The sequence below is a fragment of the Marinarcus sediminis (SeqCode) genome (genome assembly GCF_048571275.1).
Classification (GTDB): domain Bacteria; phylum Campylobacterota; class Campylobacteria; order Campylobacterales; family Arcobacteraceae; genus Marinarcus; species Marinarcus sediminis.
Genome location: NZ_CP182357.1, coordinates 334,684 through 349,926, shown reverse-complemented (window position 1 = coordinate 349,926; position 15,243 = coordinate 334,684). Strand labels below are relative to the sequence as shown.

Genomic DNA, 15,243 nt, shown 5'->3' with positions numbered 1-15,243 from the left:
TTCTCTTAGTGCAGAGGTTGAATAAAATAGCGGCCTCCATTTTGTCCAACACTCAAAGGCGTGTCAAAAGTTTCAGAGATATTTTCTGAGGTCAGAATCTCTTGTTTGAACCCTTGTTTAAAGATGGTTTGATTTTTAATCAAAGCAATATGGTTAATCTCTTCAAATATCTCTTCAATGTGATGTGTGACTAAAATGATGGTCGATTTTTTAGAGAGTTTACGTAAAAGTTCAATAAAATTGATTTGTGCTTTTATATCCAAACCAACAGTGGGTTCATCCAGTATAAAAGCTTTGGGTTCATGCACCAATGCTCTTCCTATGATAGACTTTCGTAACTCTCCTGTACTCATGGTACCCACTTGTTTGTCTTTTAAATGCGTAATCTCTAAAAACTCTAAAACTTCCATGGCTTTGTCATGTTGTTCTTGAGTGAAATCTTGGTGTTTAAAAATACCAATGGAACTGTAGTGCCCACTTAAAACCACTTCATAGGCGGTTAAATAAGCTCCTTGTGTATAAAAGTAGTTGTGCAAATCATTGGTAATAATCCCCAGCATTTTTTTTAAATCAAGTAAAGAGTAACGCTCTTTGCCTAAAATCTCTTTTTTATAAGTATACTGTTGTCGAGGATGAATTTCTGAAGAGATGAGTTTAATCAGCGTTGATTTTCCACTTCCATTGGCTCCTAAAATCGCCCAATGTTCTTGCTCTTTAATTTTTAATGTCAACTCTTTTAAAATAAGTCTCTCTTCATAACTGGCATGTATGTTTTCAAAATCGATGATATTCATCTGTTCCCTTTTTCTGCTTAAGATAAAACTTATTTTTTTAAAGAAGTTTTAATACAATTTTTATTATAATACGCGTCCACTTGAAAAACAGTGAGATTATATACCAATCAGGAGGTCATCATGGCTTTAGATCAGGACGTAAAAAACGAGATTATAGCGAAATACAGAAGAGCTGACAAGGACACAGGTTCGTCAGAGGTGCAAATTGCAATTTTAACTGAACAAATTAAAGTGTTAACAGAACATTTAAAAATCAATAAAAAAGACCACTCTTCAAGATTAGGTCTACTTAAAATGGTAGGAAAAAGAAAAAGACTTCTTAAATACCTAAGAAAAACTGATTATGCTAAATTTACTTCATTAGTAGCAGATTTAGGAATCAGAGCTAAATAATTATTTAAAGGCCACTTGGCCTTTGAATTCCTTTCTTAAACATTTCAAACTATTTCCCAGAATTTCACTTACCTTAATCTTTATTTTTGTAGAATAAACAAAAATTATATATTAGGAATTTTATGTTACTTACAAAAAAGAGCGAGTATGCACTTCTTTCCCTTATTTCTATTGCAAAGAGTGAAGAGTCAAAAAATGTTGATGTACTTTCTCGTGAGTTAAATATTTCAAAATCTTTTTTAGCAAAAATCATGCAAAATTTGGCCAAAAATGGCATAGTAAAGTCGTATAAAGGTGTTAATGGTGGGTTTTCATTAAATAAACCGTATGAAGAGATTACCATTATGGAAATCACCACAGCAGCGGAAGAGAAAATCCCTTCTGTTTTTGAGTGTTCTCCTTCGATTGATGCGTGCCCATCTGAGAGAGGTAATTGTTGTACAATTTGGCCTTTATTAAACAACTTACAATCCAAAATAAATTTGTTTTTAGAAGATTTAACTTTGAAAGATATCTCTGAATGAAGTTCTACCACATTTCCCATACCGATTTAGATGGTTACGCGTGTCAACTTTTGACCAAAGAGTTTTTTAAAACAGGTTTTTATATCAATGCCAATTATGGTTCAGAAGTTAAACAAAGCATAGAAGCAGTTTTACAAGAGATAAAAAAAAATTTAGACTCTGAGATACTCTTTTTAATCACCGATTTGAACTTAACCGTAGGTGAATCAAAAGATTTGAATAAAGAGATTACTGCGTTAAATGAGGCAGGTGCGAATATTAAACTGCAACTTTTAGATCACCACGCTACAGGACAAAAAAGTGCCAATATGTATGAGTGGTACTTGTTAGATACCACCAGATGTGCGACAAAAATTGTTTATGACTATTTGTTTGATGAGTATGAAGGATTTAATTGCCAAGAAAATGCTTGGATTAAACCGCTGGTTGATGCCATAAATGCAGTGGATATTTGGTTGGATCATGAAGTTGAAAATTTTGAATTTGGAAAAGTATTGATGCGATTGGTCAGTCGTGCAAGTGAGATTAACAACATTCTTTTTGCGGATGAAAACAGAGCATTTAGAATTTCACTTTTAAAGTCAGCAGCTGCATACATCAAAGAAAAAGATGGTCATATAAAACTTGATGATGAGATACATTTTCTAAAAAAAGAGTATTTAAAATGCAATGGGTCCAACGATACCATTGATAATCTCAGCGCCAAATATTTGGTACACTCATTAGAAAACAGAAAAGAGGACTTAACCATAACGTACAGAGGGCATAAAGGCTTATTAACGTATACCTTAGGTTCAATATCTATTCCAGCAAATGCTTTTTTAAAAGCCAACGATGAGTATGATTTTTTTATTGATATCAGTCGAAGAGGCAATGTCTCTTTGCGAGCAGATGGCAAAATCGATGTTGGCATTTTGGCTGAAAAACTGGCCAAAGGTGGCGGGCATCCCAATGCTTCTGGAGCAAAATTTATGGATTTTGTTGAAACCATCAATTATGATGATGTGAAGAATTTTATTCAAGAAAGATTAAAAAGGTGTGAATAATGGAGTGTGAATTTCCAACAGTTAACTCAAACAGTGATGAGATGAAAGCTATTTTTGAAAATACTAAAACCATTGCAATCATAGGGTGCTCTCCCGATGAGAGCAAAGCCAGTAATATGGTGGCAAACTATCTGAAAAATGTGGGGTTTAAAATTGTGCCTGTCTACCCTAAAGAAGATATGATTTTAGGAGAAAAAGTCTACCGAAGTTTAAAAGAGATTCCTTTTAAAGTGGATATGGTCGACATTTTTAGAAAACCCGATGTGATTGGTTTGGTTGTTGATGCCTGTATTGAACGTGGTGATATTGATTGTGTTTGGACTCAATTGGGTCTTGTAAACAATGATGCTGCTGAAAAAGCAAAAAAAGCTGGTATGAAAGTGGTGCAAAATCATTGCACAAAAATTGAACACAGAAAGTTGTTCAGTTAAATCTTACACGTAGGATTGCTGGAGAGAATCAAACTGGCAATACAACCGGTTTGACCATCTCTTCTGTTACGCAATTCAATGGTTGCACCTAAAGTATCTGCAGCATTTTTAGCTAAAAACAGACCCAATCCTGCTCCCGCTTCTCCCCCGACTCGTTTAAATGGGGCAAACAGATCAATTTTTTCATCAATTCCTCTTCCTTCATCAATGACTTCAATGACGGCAGTATCTTTATATTTGTAAAGATTCACTTCGATACCTTTTCCTGATGGAGTAAATTTAATGGCATTTTGTACAAAGTTTTGAATGATTTGTGTTAAGAGGGTGGCTTGAATAATGGTGATAAAAGAGTTCACTTTAGATCTGAAAACCAGATCGATGTTTTTTTGTTCAGACAAGAGTTTATAATCTTTAATTTTAGCACTCATAAACGTGACCAAGTCAATCTCAATGGGTTTTTCAAATTGGGCACCTTCGGCTCTTCCCATATCTAAAATGGATGAAATCATTTTATTCATATCATTGATTTGATTGATGGTGAGTTTGAGTGTATCTTCATATTTGGTACACTCTCTTTTTTTCATTAAGGTCACTTCATTTTTAAGTTTCATGACAGCTAAAGGGGTTTTAAGTTCATGTGCAGCCCCAATAAAAAGCTCTTTTTTAAATTTAACAAAGTTCTGTATCTTATTGGTTAAGGTATTAATTGAGTTGGCTAAGGGGTGAAACTCAATGGGCAAATTCTTTTTATCAATTTGGGTCAAAAAATTTTCATTCATATTTGAGAGTTTTTCGGTAATTTGAATGATGGGTCTTAAGAGTGTTTTGGAAACAGTAAATGCATATAAAATGACCATAATAAGTCCACCCAGACTTAAGAGAAAAATATTATTAAAAATTTTACTGAGCATTTTTCTGGATGAGTTAATATTTTTTGTAATTTTAATAAATTTTTTGTTTTGAATATCAAAAGGGTAAATCAATTGAACATAATAATCATTATTTTGACTGAAGTTTGAGTATTTGATATCGTTTTCATTTGGCAGAGTTACAATGTCTACATTGACATCACCTAGAGTAATAACATTAAACGAAGCTGTCCCAATATTAGACTCTTTACTCACTTTATAAATGAGTTTGGCATCGGATAAAATGCTCTCTTTAATGTCTTCATAAATGGTTGCTTTGGTGTAGCCGTAGAAGATAAAGGAGAGGGTAATTATGAACAAAGAAGTAGCAAATACAAGTTTTTGGTAAAACTGTTTGTAAATGCTCTTCGTATTGTTCATATTATATCTTCACGTGTTAAAATTATTTTTGTGCTTCTTCGTTGGTATTAGGGTAACAAAATCGGTAACCTCTTCTTCTGATTGTCTCAATAGTAGAGATATTCAAAGGTTTGTCCATTTTTTGTCTGATTTGATTGATAGCAACTTCAATAACGTTTGGTGTTACTAATTCTGGTTCTTCCCAGATTGCATCAAGCAGTTGTTCTTTAGAAACAATTTGATCTCTGTGTCGAGCAAGATGTGTTAAGACTTCAAAAGGTTTACCTTTTAATTCAATCTCTTCACCATTGTACATGATTTTTTCTTCATCAGGATTGATTGATAAATCATCAATTTCAATGATGTTTGTTCCACCAAATCTCAATCTTGCTTCAATTCTTGCAAGTAAAATATCGAAATCAAATGGTTTTTTAATATAATCATCTGCCCCTGATTTAAGTGCTTCTATTTCACTCTCTTTATCATCACGTGCTGAAAGAATAACAACAGCTGTTCGTGAACTTCTGTTTTTAACAATTTTACACAATTCAATTCCGTCGCCATCTGGCAACATCCAATCGGTTAGAACGAGGTCATAGTTTCTAATGTCGATAAAATATTCAGCATCTTTATAGTTTTCTGCTGTATCAACTTGGTAACCAAAATCAGTTAAACCCTCTTGAAGAGTTCGGTTTAATGTGATTTCATCTTCAATAATTAAAATTCTCATAAATTAAATCCCTTTGTATGACGTTTTTGTAAGCTTAAATTTAAGTTAAGTTTAAATTTTCGGCATTATAGCATAAGAAGAATTTTTTTTAAAGGTTTTTTAAGCTAAATTTTAAAATTTTGCTTAATCATTGTATAATAATCTCTTTTTGAAAGGGAGTTGTCTTCAAATCAGAGAGAAGTTAACTATTTGTTAATAAAAAAAAGATAGAATATCACCTATAAAAAACTTTCAAGGAATAATTATGCAAATGATGTTTAAAAGTAAAAAATTAGTATTGAGTTTGGTGACGAGTTTAGCACTTGTCTCAACAAGTTTGGTTGCAAAAGATATTTATGCAACAGTAAATGGTGAAAATATTACAAAAGATGAGATTGCCGTTGTATTAAGAAATCCACAAGTCGATTTTGACACATTACCAAAAAATACACAAGATATGGTAATCAATCAACTGGTAGAGAAAAAACTCTTAACAGATAAAGCCATAGCAAGTGGTATAGAAAAAAATGCAGGATTTACTGCAGCTTTAGAAAAAATTAAAAAAGATTTGGCTTTAGAGATTTGGATGCAAGAAGAGTTTAAAAAGATTTCTGTAACAGATGCTCAAATGAAAGCCTACTACACTTTAAATGAATCAAAATTTCAAACAGACGAAAAATTAAATGCCAGACACATTGTTGTTGAAACAGAAAAAGAGGCAAAAGATATTATCAAAACATTAAAATCTGCTAAAAATGTTGAAGAAAAATTTATTGAACTCGCAAAAAAATTATCAACTGGACCAATGGCTAAAAACGGTGGTTCGTTGGGTGAATTTTCACCAAAACAGATGGTTCCAGAATTCTCACAAGCAGCAATGGCTTTGAAAAAAGGTGAATATTCAAAAACACCGGTTAAAACACAGTTTGGATACCATGTAATCTATTTAGAAAGTAAAGTTCCTTCAAAAAAATTATCGTTTGATGATGTAAAATTAAAAATCAAACAAGTACTTGTTCAAGAAGAGTTCAGAACGGCCATTAAAAAAGTGGTGGCTAAATTAAAAGAAAACGCTAAAATAGATATTAAGTAAGGAGCAGAAGTGGGAGTATTAGACGTTGTAAAGCCAGGTGTTTTAACGGGAAGTGAAGCACAAAAATTGTTTGATTATGCCAAAGAGAATAAGTTTGCTATTCCTGCTGTTAATGTGGTTGGGACAGACTCTATCAATGCTGTTTTAGAAAGTGCCAGCAGAGCAAAATCACCAGTTATTATTCAATTTTCAAATGGTGGAGCAGCATTTTTTGCTGGAAAAGGTTTAAATGCTGAAGATGCAGCAATTTTAGGTGGTATCAGTGGGGCAAACCATGTGCATGCTGTTGCGGCTGCTTATGGTATTCCTGTTATTTTACACACCGACCATGCGGCGAGAAAACTGCTTCCTTGGATTGATGCACTTTTAGTTGCTGGGAAAAACCATTTTGAAAGAACAGGACGACCTCTTTTTACATCACACATGTTGGATTTAAGTGAAGATCCACTTGAAGAGAACATCGCAACGTGTGTTGAGTATTTTCAAAAAATGAATGCCTTAGATATGATGATTGAAATAGAATTGGGAATCACGGGTGGAGAAGAAGATGGTGTAGATAACAGCAACGTTGATAATGCCCTATTATATACTCAACCAGAAGAGGTCTCTTATGCGTATGAAGAGTTGAAAAAAGTCTCACCCAATTTTACTATTGCAGCAAGTTTTGGAAATGTACATGGGGTTTATAAACCTGGGAACGTACAACTCTCGCCTAAAATTTTAGACAATTCACAACAGTTTATTGCACAAAAACATGGCTCAGATTCTAAACCTGTAAATTTTGTTTTTCATGGAGGGTCAGGCTCTCTTTTAGAAGAGATACAAGAAGCCATTGATTATGGTGTGATTAAAATGAACATTGATACCGATACCCAATGGGCATTCTGGGATGGTGTTCGAGGATATGAAGCAAAAAACAGAGCCTATTTGCAAGGACAAATTGGTAACCCTGAGGGCGAAGATAAACCCAATAAAAGTTACTATGATCCAAGAAAGTTTTTAAGAGCGGGACAAGAAGGTGTTATGAAAAGACTCGAAACCGCATTTTCAGATTTGAGATGTGTCAATAAAAATTAAGTCAAGTGTTACAGTCGATAGTTTTTCGACTGTATGCTTTTTATTCGTTAGTCACCAATGCCAAATTATTTAATTTATGCTCTTGAAGTAAATCCAAAATTTTAACCACTCTTTCATATTTCACATTTTTATCAATTCTTAAAATAATCGATTTTGATTTATCTGTAATTTTCATAAGCGATAAATTCAACTCATTTACATTGACCTCTTTGCCCAAATAGGCAATTTTTTCTTCACTCAATTCTATTGAAATCTGTTTTTGTTCTATTTTTGCCTCTTTGGCATTGGAACTGGGAAGATCTAACACCAGTGCCAACTCCTCTTTTTTAAAAACAGATGTGACGATAAAAAAAATCAGTAAAATAAAGATAACATCCACTAAAGGGGTCAAATCGGTATTGAGTCGCTCTCTTCTTTTCATTGAACTTCAACTGCTTCTTTTTTAACTTTTAACTCTAATTCATCCAATATGGCAATAAAATAGTTGTAACAAATATGGTGAGGAATGGCAACAATAAGCCCTGCAATTGTGGTAATAAGGGCGATAGAAATGCCACTTGAAAATATACTTGGGTTTCCCAATCCATTTGCTGTGATGGCTTCAAAAGCATTTAAAACTCCAACAACCGTACCTAAAAGTCCTAAAAGGGGTGCAATGGAGGCAATATTTTTAATAAAATTAAGACCCACTTCAAGTTTTTTGATTTCATACTCTATTTGGGCATTAATATTGTGTGAGAAATTGAGTTTTGTAATAATTTTTTTTGTCAAGCTGTTTTTCTTAGGCAGGGTTAAAAATTTCCAAATAATAATAGTGTAGCCTACCATATTCAGAGCAATTAAGATATAAACAATCACTCCACCTTTTTCAACATACGTCAATAAATCCATAAATCATTCCTAAAATATTTTTGTTAATTGTAGTATAATCTTGGTATGAATTATATAAACTCTCCCATTCACAAAACGAAATTTAATGACCATCTCCTTTTTGTAAAACGCGATGATTTACTGGATACGAAATTTTCTGGCAATAAAGCGCGTAAATTTTACTACTATTTGGTGCATGAATTTCCAAAGGTGAAAAAACTTATCTCTTATGGTTCTCCACAAGCAAACTCTTTATACTCTTTTTCACAATTGGCCAAAATAAAAAATTGGGAATTTGACTTTTATGTGGATCATATTGCCTCATATTTAATAAAGAACCCAGAAGGAAACTATTTTTATGCATCAGAAAATGGTGCCAATATTATTGATTTATCTTCTTCCAAAACCTCATTAAGCCCCAATGAATATATTAAGCGTATTGTTTTAGACAATGAAGAAGAGACCCTTTTTGTTCAAGAAGGGGGACGTGAAAAAGAAGCAGAATTTGGAGTGAAGATTTTGGCCAATGAAATTATGAGTTGGGCGAATGAAAATAAACTCACGAATTTGGTGGTTGTCCTTCCCAGTGGAACAGGAACAACCGCACTTTTTTTACAAAAAAATCTGCCTTTTAAAGTCATAACATGCGCTTGTGTAGGTGGTGAAAGCTATTTGAAAAGCCAATTTTTAAGTTTAGAAAAAGATGAATCTTTACATCCTACGATTGTACAACACCGTAAAAAATATCATTTTGGAAAACTCTACAGAGAGTTTTATGAGATGCATATCAAGGTGTATGAACAGACCAATATTGAGTTTGATTTGCTTTATGATCCTTTGGGTTTTTTGAGCCTTGAAAAATATTTAGAAGAGAACCGTGATGATCAAACATATTTGTACATCCATCAAGGGGGTCTTTTAGGCAATAAATCAATGTTAAAACGATATAAAAGAAAGCAATATCATTGAACTTTAATTTTAAAAAGATATAATAATCACAATTATTATCCAGGTGTTTATAATGAAATTATTTTTAACCCTCGTTTTTTTTAGCCTATGTCTTTTCGCACACACAACACCATTAGAAAAAGTAACTCTTCAGCTCAATTGGAAATACCAGTTTGAATTTGCAGGTTTTATTGCTGCAAAAGAGAAAGGATTTTATGAAGATGCTGGTTTAGATGTTGACATAAAAGAGTTTGAATCAAATATAAATGTCATTCAAGAGTTAAAATCATCAAAAGCAACCTATGTAACGTATGATCTGTCTTTATTGGCGTATGAAGATAACAAAGTACCTCTGACCTTACTGGCAAATTATTTTAAACGCTCCGCTTTGGTATTTATTACTCAACAAAATATTTTAACGCCCAATGATTTAAAAAACAGAACCATCATGGCGAATCCTGCAGAACTCAAAGAGTCAACTCTTGCAACACTGCTAAAAAAATTTCGTATTAGCCCCAATGAGTATAAACTCGTACCACATACCTTTGATGTCAAAGATTTTGTCAGTGGCAAAGTGGATGTTATCAGTGCGTATGTCTCTAATGAATTGTATGATATTCAAAAAGCCAAAAAAGCATACAACATTCTTGATCCTCTCAATTATGGTATCAATGGCATGGGACTTAACGTATTTGCTACAACACAAGAGGTGAAAAATAACCCAGATAAGACACAACGATTCATTGAAGCAACCAACAAAGGTTGGGAATATGCCTTAAAAAACAAGCCTGAAATTATCAATTTGATTTACACCAAATATTCCATGAAGAAGTCAAAAGAGGCGTTGATTTTTGAAGCCAATGAAACTGAAAAACTTATTATGAATAAAGTGTATAAAATAGGAGAAGTTGATATATCACTGCTTGAAAAAAGTGTTGAAGAACTGTTAGAAGAAAATGTATTGCATGAAAATATAGATATTGACAGTATGGTTTTTGCCTTGAACAGAACCGACAAAAAAGGCGATGACACTCTCTTTTTTACACCAGAAGAGAAATTGTATTTAAACAGCAAAAAAGTCATTACTATGTGTATTGATCCTGATTGGTTGCCGTACGAGAAGCTTGATAAGGGCAAACATATAGGTATGACTTCGGAGTACATGAAAATATTAGAAGATAAAATTGGTATTCCCATACAACTTGTGCCTACTCAAACATGGACACAATCAATTCAATTTGCAAAAGTCAGAAAGTGTGATATTTTCTCTTTAGCTGCACCCACACCAAGCCGAAAACAATACATGAGTTTTACGCGGCCTTATATTCGCTTCCCAATCGTCATTGCTACACGAATGGATCAGTTGTTTATCTCAAACATTAAAGATGTTATCAATGAAAAGCCTTTGGCTATTGTAAAAGACTATGCATTCACAGAGTTATTAAAGAAAAAATATCCGCACAATAAATTGGTGGAAGTTGAGAATATAACCGAAGGCTTAAATATGGTTTCTAAAGGAAATCTTATGGGATTTATTGGAACATTAGCCACCGTGGGATACCAAGTACAAAATAACTATATTGGGGAGTTGAAAATAGCAGGAAAGTTTGATGAAAACTTAGACTTAGGTGTTGGCGTACGAAACGATGAACCTCAATTATTAAATATTTTCAATAAAGCCATTGCAACTATCAATGAGGCCACAGAACAAGAAATTCTTAACCGATGGATTTCAGTCACTCAAGAAAAATCAGTTGACATTAAACTGATTGCTGAAATTACACTCTTTTTCTTAGTCGTTATTGGTTTGGGGTTTTACAGAAATCAACAATTAAAAAGATATAACTTACATATACAACAGCAATCTTTAGAGTTGGAAAAGATGAATTATGAACTTTATAAAACAAAAGATAAGTTGGAAAAATCTTTAAACAGCATAGAGTTGATTTTTGAATGTGTCATTGAAGCGGTTTTTGTTTTTGAAAATGAGATTTGTATAGATGTCAATGACGTTGCAGTAAATATGTTTGGATACGGTTCAAAAGAGGAGATGAAAGGCTTAAAGATGATAAGTTTTGTTCATTTTTCTTCAATTAAAGACGTCGAGAAAAAATTTAAAACTAAAAGTGCAGCTTTGTATGAATTGGAAGGGTTGAGAAAAGATGGTTCAACATTTTATGCCATTGCCCAAGGTTCGAACATCATTTTAAATGATAAAAATGTACGTATTTCTGTTTTGGTTGATATCAGTGAAGTGAAAAAGAAAGAAAAACTGCTCATTCAACAAAGTAAAATGGCTGCCATGGGTGAAATGATAGGCAATATTGCTCACCAATGGAGACAACCTTTAAATGTAATCAGTACAACAACTACGGGAATGAAACTTCAAATGGAGTATGGGGCATTTAACATCGATGATGCCAAAAAAGATTTGGATCGACTCAATAATACTGTGCAACATCTCTCTCAAACCATAGATGATTTTAGAAATTTCTTTAAAAGCGAAAAAGAGAGAAAACAGTTCAGTGTAAAAGATGTGATGTTGAAAAATATCAATTTATTAGCTGGAATGTTTAAAATCAATCAAATTGAAGTGATTTATGGCAAATTTGAAGAGTATACCATTCAAAGTTATGAAAATGAGTTTATTCAAGCGCTGATCAATATTTTGTACAATGCAAAAGATGTTTTAATTACAAAAGAGCACAACAAATATATTTTTATTGATGTATATAAAAAGTTAAACAGAGCCATTATTTCCATTAAAGATAATGGAGGAGGCATACGAGAAGATGTAATCACACAAATATTTGAACCCTATTTTACGACCAAACACAGCAGTCATGGGACGGGAATTGGACTCTATATGACACATCAAATTATTGAAGAGCATATGCAAGGACACATCAAAGTTCAAAATGTTACGTATACTTACGAAAATGTCTCTTATCGAGGGGCTGAATTTGTAATTGACTTGCCTCTTTCATAAAATTTACCTAATTTTAGATATAATCTCTGACTATGAAAAAAGATAATATAATACTAATGGGTTTTATGGGTGTAGGCAAAGGCACAGTTGCCAGAGCATTGGCCTTAAAAAGCAAACGTTTTGCCGTAGATACGGATGATTTAATTGAGAGTTTACAAAACAGAAAAATTAAAACAATTTTTGCAAAAGAGGGTGAGGAGTATTTTAGAAACCTCGAACAAGAGTGTGCTAATTGGATTGAAAAGAGTGTAGATAACTCAATTATCTCTATTGGTGGAGGTTTTTATAAACGACCAAATTTAAGCCAATTGGGCACAATTATTTATTTGAAATCCTCATTTGATGGGATTTTAAATAGAATCAACAAAGCTCCCAATGCCAAAAATAAACTCAAAAAAAGACCCTTGTTACAAAACATTAAAGAGGCAAAAAAACTTTACAAAACAAGAGTACCTTTGTATGAAGAAGTTGCCGATATTGTCATTGATGTAGAGAATAAAAAACTTGAAAATATTGTACAAGAGATATTAGAAAAAACGAAATAGAGGACTGTATGAAAATTATAAACACTTCTGATGCAAATTTTAAAGATGAATTTGAACACATTTTAAGCAGAGCAAAAACAGATATAAAAGAGGTTTCATCGATTGTTACAAACATTATTGATGATATTATTGAAAATAAAAACAGCGCATTAAAACAACACATTGAAAAGTTTGATAAATGGAAAGTTAACTCAGATGAAGAGTTACAAATCTCCGTTACTGATATGAAAAATGCTTACGATAAATTGGACACACCATTAAGAGATGCCCTGCACATGGCATACAACCGAATCAAATCGTATCATGAAAAACAGTTACCCAAATCGTGGATTGATTTTGAAAAAAACGGCACCATTTTAGGACAAAAAGTTACGCCTGTTGACAGAGCGGGGCTTTACATTCCAGGAGGGAAAGCTGCATATCCCAGCAGTTTGCTTATGAATGCCATTCCTGCGATTGTTGCAGGTGTTGAAGAGATTGTTGTATGTACTCCAACTCCTAATAATGAACCCAATGAACTTTTACTCGCGGCGTGTCACTTATGTGGAATTACCAAAGCTTACAAAGTAGGAGGAGCAAGTGCGATTGCTGCTATGGCGTATGGAACGGAAACAATTCCTAAAGTTGATGTGATTACAGGACCTGGAAATATTTTTGTGGCAACGGCCAAAAAATTGGTTTTTGGAGAAGTGCACATCGATATGATTGCAGGTCCAAGTGAAATTGGAATTTTAAGTGATTCAAGTGCCAATCCAAAATATTTGGCCATTGATTTACTTTCACAAGCCGAACACGATGAAATGGCGAGTTCAATTATGATTACAACCTGTGATGAGGTAGCAAAATTTACCTCACATGAAGTCGATGCGTATTTAACAACACTCAGCCGACGCGAAATTGCCAAAAAATCAATTGATGAAAGAGGGGCAATTATTGTGGCCTCTTCAATGCAAGAAGCCATTGATTTGATGAATGAAATTGCACCAGAACACTTAGAAATCATGACACAAAATGCGTTTGAACTTCTGCCAAAAATCAAACATGCTGGGGCAATATTTTTAGGTAAAAATACCCCTGAACCAATAGGGGATTACATTGCGGGTCCAAATCATACGCTTCCAACAGGAAGTACAGCGAAGTTTTATTCTCCTTTAAATGTGGAAAACTTTTTGAAAAAATCATCGATTATCAGTTTTTCACAAGAAGCCATCAATGAACTGGGAGAAGCGTGTGCACTCTTAGCTGACACAGAAGGTTTAACTGCCCATGCACAATCAGTAAGAGTAAGATTAGATAATTATTAAGATATAAACAAAAACAGTATTGCTATAAAAAAGGACAAGATATGAGTTATATGAAAGATTGGTTTAGCGAAGACGAAGATGATATTTTTATGGGAAGTCCCAAATCAAAATTTTTTGACATTTCAAAACAAGCCAGTTCAGATGTGGTTGAAGATGAGATGGATAAAATCATAGAACGATATGCCGCCATGGAACTTCTTTTATCAAAAGATCAAGCTGAAGATTTTGATATTAATAAAATGATTCATCAATTTATTTTTGAAAATGCCGATGAGGTTGCAAAGATGAAAAAAGGTCTTTATGTGGAGTTTGCAGGTGAAATTATTTGCAGATTAGATTCATAAGGTTTTTTTGTGGAAGCGTTAAATCAAGTTAAAAACCAAATTAAAATTTTTGTTCAAGAGTGTAACGATGCAAAATCGTTGCAACTTTTGGATTTACTTGCAACAGGAAAAATGTTAAGAAGTAAATTGATTTTAAAAATTGCAGGTATTCATGAAGATTCAATTAAGCTGTGTGCCATTGTAGAGATGATTCATGCGGCTTCGTTGTTGCACGATGATGTGATTGATGAGTCAGACACCCGAAGAGGTCAACCCTCTGTCAATGCTTTGTTTGATAACAAAACTGCCATTATGTTTGGAGATATTTTATACTCCAAAGCCTTTACTCAATTGACTTTCATGCCCTCTGAAATCGCGTATACCATTTCAAATGCAGTAACACTATTGAGTATTGGTGAAATGTTAGATGTGGATTTAACGGCTGAATTTAACAGCGATTATGATAAATACCTTGATATGATTTATAAAAAAACGGGTTCATTGATTGAAGCTGCAGCAAAAGCAGCGGCGATAATGGCAAATAAAGACAAAGATAAATATGCCCTTTATGGAAAAAATTTGGGATTGGCTTTTCAAATGGTGGACGATATTTTAGATATTACTCAAGACAGTGCGACATTAGGAAAACCTGCCATGTTGGATTTTGTGGAAGGGAAAGTGACCATTCCATACTTGCTTTTACATGAAAGATTGGAAGACAAAACACGTCTGGAAGCATTGTATAAAAAACCATTAACGCAAGAAGAAGCGGCTTGGATAAAAAAACAAATGAACCTAACGGGGGCTTTAAGTGATTCAATTTTACAAGCTAAAACCCTTGGAAATGAAGCCATTGCTGTTTTAAAAGATGAAAACAGCACCGATTTAATTTTGATAATGAAAGCGATGATAGAAAGAGAGTTTTAAAA

General features: G+C 33.3%; 17 protein-coding genes. 12 read left to right on the top strand and 5 right to left on the bottom strand.

Going from position 1 to position 15,243, the window contains the following annotated elements; translation table 11 throughout:
* Positions 1-5: 5 nt before the first annotated feature.
* Positions 6-794 carry an ABC transporter ATP-binding protein gene (locus ACNI3C_RS01690; RefSeq protein WP_419770529.1) on the bottom strand — a complete coding sequence of 263 codons (789 nt, stop codon included), beginning with the start codon at positions 792-794 and terminating at the stop codon, positions 6-8.
* A gap of 120 nt (positions 795-914) precedes the next feature.
* On the opposite strand from ACNI3C_RS01690, the gene rpsO reads away from it, so the two are divergent.
* The 4 genes from rpsO to ACNI3C_RS01670 all read left to right on the top strand — a co-directional run bounded on the left by rpsO (position 915) and on the right by ACNI3C_RS01670 (position 3,188).
* Positions 915-1,187, top strand: a complete 273-nt coding sequence (gene rpsO / locus ACNI3C_RS01685; protein ID WP_419770528.1) for a 30S ribosomal protein S15 — start codon at positions 915-917, stop codon at positions 1,185-1,187.
* 122 nt (positions 1,188-1,309) lie between these two features.
* On the top strand, positions 1,310-1,711 hold the full coding sequence (locus tag ACNI3C_RS01680) for an Rrf2 family transcriptional regulator (RefSeq protein ID WP_419770527.1): 402 nt from the start codon (positions 1,310-1,312) through the stop codon (positions 1,709-1,711).
* Positions 1,708-2,757 (top strand): DHH family phosphoesterase, encoded by a 1,050-nt coding sequence (locus tag ACNI3C_RS01675; protein WP_419770526.1) that lies wholly within the window; start codon positions 1,708-1,710, stop codon positions 2,755-2,757. Before ACNI3C_RS01680 ends, ACNI3C_RS01675 begins: the two co-directional genes overlap by 4 nt.
* Positions 2,757-3,188: a CoA-binding protein gene (locus ACNI3C_RS01670; protein ID WP_419770525.1), complete on the top strand. Its 432-nt coding sequence runs from the start codon at positions 2,757-2,759 to the stop codon at positions 3,186-3,188. Before ACNI3C_RS01675 ends, ACNI3C_RS01670 begins: the two co-directional genes overlap by 1 nt.
* Here the strand turns inward: ACNI3C_RS01670 and ACNI3C_RS01665 are convergent.
* On the bottom strand, positions 3,185-4,477 hold the full coding sequence (locus ACNI3C_RS01665) for an ATP-binding protein (protein WP_419770524.1): 1,293 nt from the start codon (positions 4,475-4,477) through the stop codon (positions 3,185-3,187). The genes ACNI3C_RS01670 and ACNI3C_RS01665 overlap by 4 nt on opposite strands.
* Before the next feature lie 22 nt (positions 4,478-4,499).
* Positions 4,500-5,186: a homeostatic response regulator transcription factor HsrA gene (hsrA, locus tag ACNI3C_RS01660; protein ID WP_419770523.1), complete on the bottom strand. Its 687-nt coding sequence runs from the start codon at positions 5,184-5,186 to the stop codon at positions 4,500-4,502.
* A gap of 244 nt (positions 5,187-5,430) precedes the next feature.
* Here hsrA and ACNI3C_RS01655 point away from each other — a divergent pair, with 244 nt between their 5' ends.
* Together ACNI3C_RS01655 and fbaA are read left to right on the top strand one after the other, a co-directional pair.
* Positions 5,431-6,258 (top strand): peptidylprolyl isomerase, encoded by an 828-nt coding sequence (locus tag ACNI3C_RS01655; protein WP_419770522.1) that lies wholly within the window; start codon positions 5,431-5,433, stop codon positions 6,256-6,258.
* A 9-nt stretch (positions 6,259-6,267) separates the two neighbouring features.
* Positions 6,268-7,335, top strand: a complete 1,068-nt coding sequence (fbaA, locus tag ACNI3C_RS01650) for a class II fructose-bisphosphate aldolase (protein WP_419770521.1) — start codon at positions 6,268-6,270, stop codon at positions 7,333-7,335.
* Positions 7,336-7,375: 40 nt separating this feature from the next.
* Here fbaA and ACNI3C_RS01645 read toward each other — a convergent pair whose 3' ends face one another.
* Positions 7,376-7,756, bottom strand: a complete 381-nt coding sequence (locus ACNI3C_RS01645; RefSeq protein ID WP_419770520.1) for an ExbD/TolR family protein — start codon at positions 7,754-7,756, stop codon at positions 7,376-7,378.
* Positions 7,753-8,226, bottom strand: a complete 474-nt coding sequence (locus tag ACNI3C_RS01640) for a MotA/TolQ/ExbB proton channel family protein (protein ID WP_419770519.1) — start codon at positions 8,224-8,226, stop codon at positions 7,753-7,755. The genes ACNI3C_RS01645 and ACNI3C_RS01640 overlap by 4 nt, the downstream gene beginning before the upstream one ends.
* Before the next feature lie 45 nt (positions 8,227-8,271).
* On the opposite strand from ACNI3C_RS01640, the gene ACNI3C_RS01635 reads away from it, so the two are divergent.
* The 6 genes from ACNI3C_RS01635 to ACNI3C_RS01610 all read left to right on the top strand — a co-directional run bounded on the left by ACNI3C_RS01635 (position 8,272) and on the right by ACNI3C_RS01610 (position 15,241).
* The gene (locus ACNI3C_RS01635; RefSeq protein WP_419770518.1) at positions 8,272-9,174 is read left to right on the top strand and encodes a 1-aminocyclopropane-1-carboxylate deaminase/D-cysteine desulfhydrase; all 903 of its coding nucleotides are present in this window, start codon (positions 8,272-8,274) and stop codon (positions 9,172-9,174) included.
* A 52-nt stretch (positions 9,175-9,226) separates the two neighbouring features.
* Positions 9,227-12,142, top strand: coding sequence for an ABC transporter substrate-binding protein (locus ACNI3C_RS01630; RefSeq protein ID WP_419770517.1), 2,916 nt, complete (start codon positions 9,227-9,229; stop codon positions 12,140-12,142).
* 65 nt (positions 12,143-12,207) lie between these two features.
* Positions 12,208-12,687 carry a shikimate kinase gene (locus ACNI3C_RS01625; protein ID WP_419770516.1) on the top strand — a complete coding sequence of 160 codons (480 nt, stop codon included), beginning with the start codon at positions 12,208-12,210 and terminating at the stop codon, positions 12,685-12,687.
* Between the two features lie 8 nt (positions 12,688-12,695).
* The gene (gene hisD, locus ACNI3C_RS01620) at positions 12,696-13,991 is read left to right on the top strand and encodes a histidinol dehydrogenase (protein ID WP_419770515.1); all 1,296 of its coding nucleotides are present in this window, start codon (positions 12,696-12,698) and stop codon (positions 13,989-13,991) included.
* Positions 13,992-14,032: 41 nt separating this feature from the next.
* Complete coding sequence (locus tag ACNI3C_RS01615; protein ID WP_419770514.1) at positions 14,033-14,335, top strand: DUF2018 family protein; 303 nt, start codon at positions 14,033-14,035, stop codon at positions 14,333-14,335.
* A gap of 9 nt (positions 14,336-14,344) precedes the next feature.
* The gene (locus tag ACNI3C_RS01610) at positions 14,345-15,241 is read left to right on the top strand and encodes a polyprenyl synthetase family protein (protein WP_419770513.1); all 897 of its coding nucleotides are present in this window, start codon (positions 14,345-14,347) and stop codon (positions 15,239-15,241) included.
* Positions 15,242-15,243 lie beyond the last annotated feature (2 nt).

What these genes read in the sequence shown, in the direction of transcription:
- ACNI3C_RS01690 (WP_419770529.1), bottom strand. Translation starts at nt 794, where the DNA reads ATGAATATCATCGATTTTGAAAACATACATGCCAGTTATGAAGAGAGA.
- rpsO (WP_419770528.1), top strand. Translation starts at nt 915, where the DNA reads ATGGCTTTAGATCAGGACGTAAAAAACGAGATTATAGCGAAATACAGA.
- ACNI3C_RS01680 (WP_419770527.1), top strand. Translation starts at nt 1,310, where the DNA reads ATGTTACTTACAAAAAAGAGCGAGTATGCACTTCTTTCCCTTATTTCT.
- ACNI3C_RS01675 (WP_419770526.1), top strand. Translation starts at nt 1,708, where the DNA reads ATGAAGTTCTACCACATTTCCCATACCGATTTAGATGGTTACGCGTGT.
- ACNI3C_RS01670 (WP_419770525.1), top strand. Translation starts at nt 2,757, where the DNA reads ATGGAGTGTGAATTTCCAACAGTTAACTCAAACAGTGATGAGATGAAA.
- ACNI3C_RS01665 (WP_419770524.1), bottom strand. Translation starts at nt 4,477, where the DNA reads ATGAACAATACGAAGAGCATTTACAAACAGTTTTACCAAAAACTTGTA.
- hsrA (WP_419770523.1), bottom strand. Translation starts at nt 5,186, where the DNA reads ATGAGAATTTTAATTATTGAAGATGAAATCACATTAAACCGAACTCTT.
- ACNI3C_RS01655 (WP_419770522.1), top strand. Translation starts at nt 5,431, where the DNA reads ATGCAAATGATGTTTAAAAGTAAAAAATTAGTATTGAGTTTGGTGACG.
- ACNI3C_RS01645 (WP_419770520.1), bottom strand. Translation starts at nt 7,756, where the DNA reads ATGAAAAGAAGAGAGCGACTCAATACCGATTTGACCCCTTTAGTGGAT.
- ACNI3C_RS01640 (WP_419770519.1), bottom strand. Translation starts at nt 8,226, where the DNA reads ATGGATTTATTGACGTATGTTGAAAAAGGTGGAGTGATTGTTTATATC.
- ACNI3C_RS01635 (WP_419770518.1), top strand. Translation starts at nt 8,272, where the DNA reads ATGAATTATATAAACTCTCCCATTCACAAAACGAAATTTAATGACCAT.
- ACNI3C_RS01630 (WP_419770517.1), top strand. Translation starts at nt 9,227, where the DNA reads ATGAAATTATTTTTAACCCTCGTTTTTTTTAGCCTATGTCTTTTCGCA.
- ACNI3C_RS01625 (WP_419770516.1), top strand. Translation starts at nt 12,208, where the DNA reads ATGGGTGTAGGCAAAGGCACAGTTGCCAGAGCATTGGCCTTAAAAAGC.
- hisD (WP_419770515.1), top strand. Translation starts at nt 12,696, where the DNA reads ATGAAAATTATAAACACTTCTGATGCAAATTTTAAAGATGAATTTGAA.
- ACNI3C_RS01615 (WP_419770514.1), top strand. Translation starts at nt 14,033, where the DNA reads ATGAGTTATATGAAAGATTGGTTTAGCGAAGACGAAGATGATATTTTT.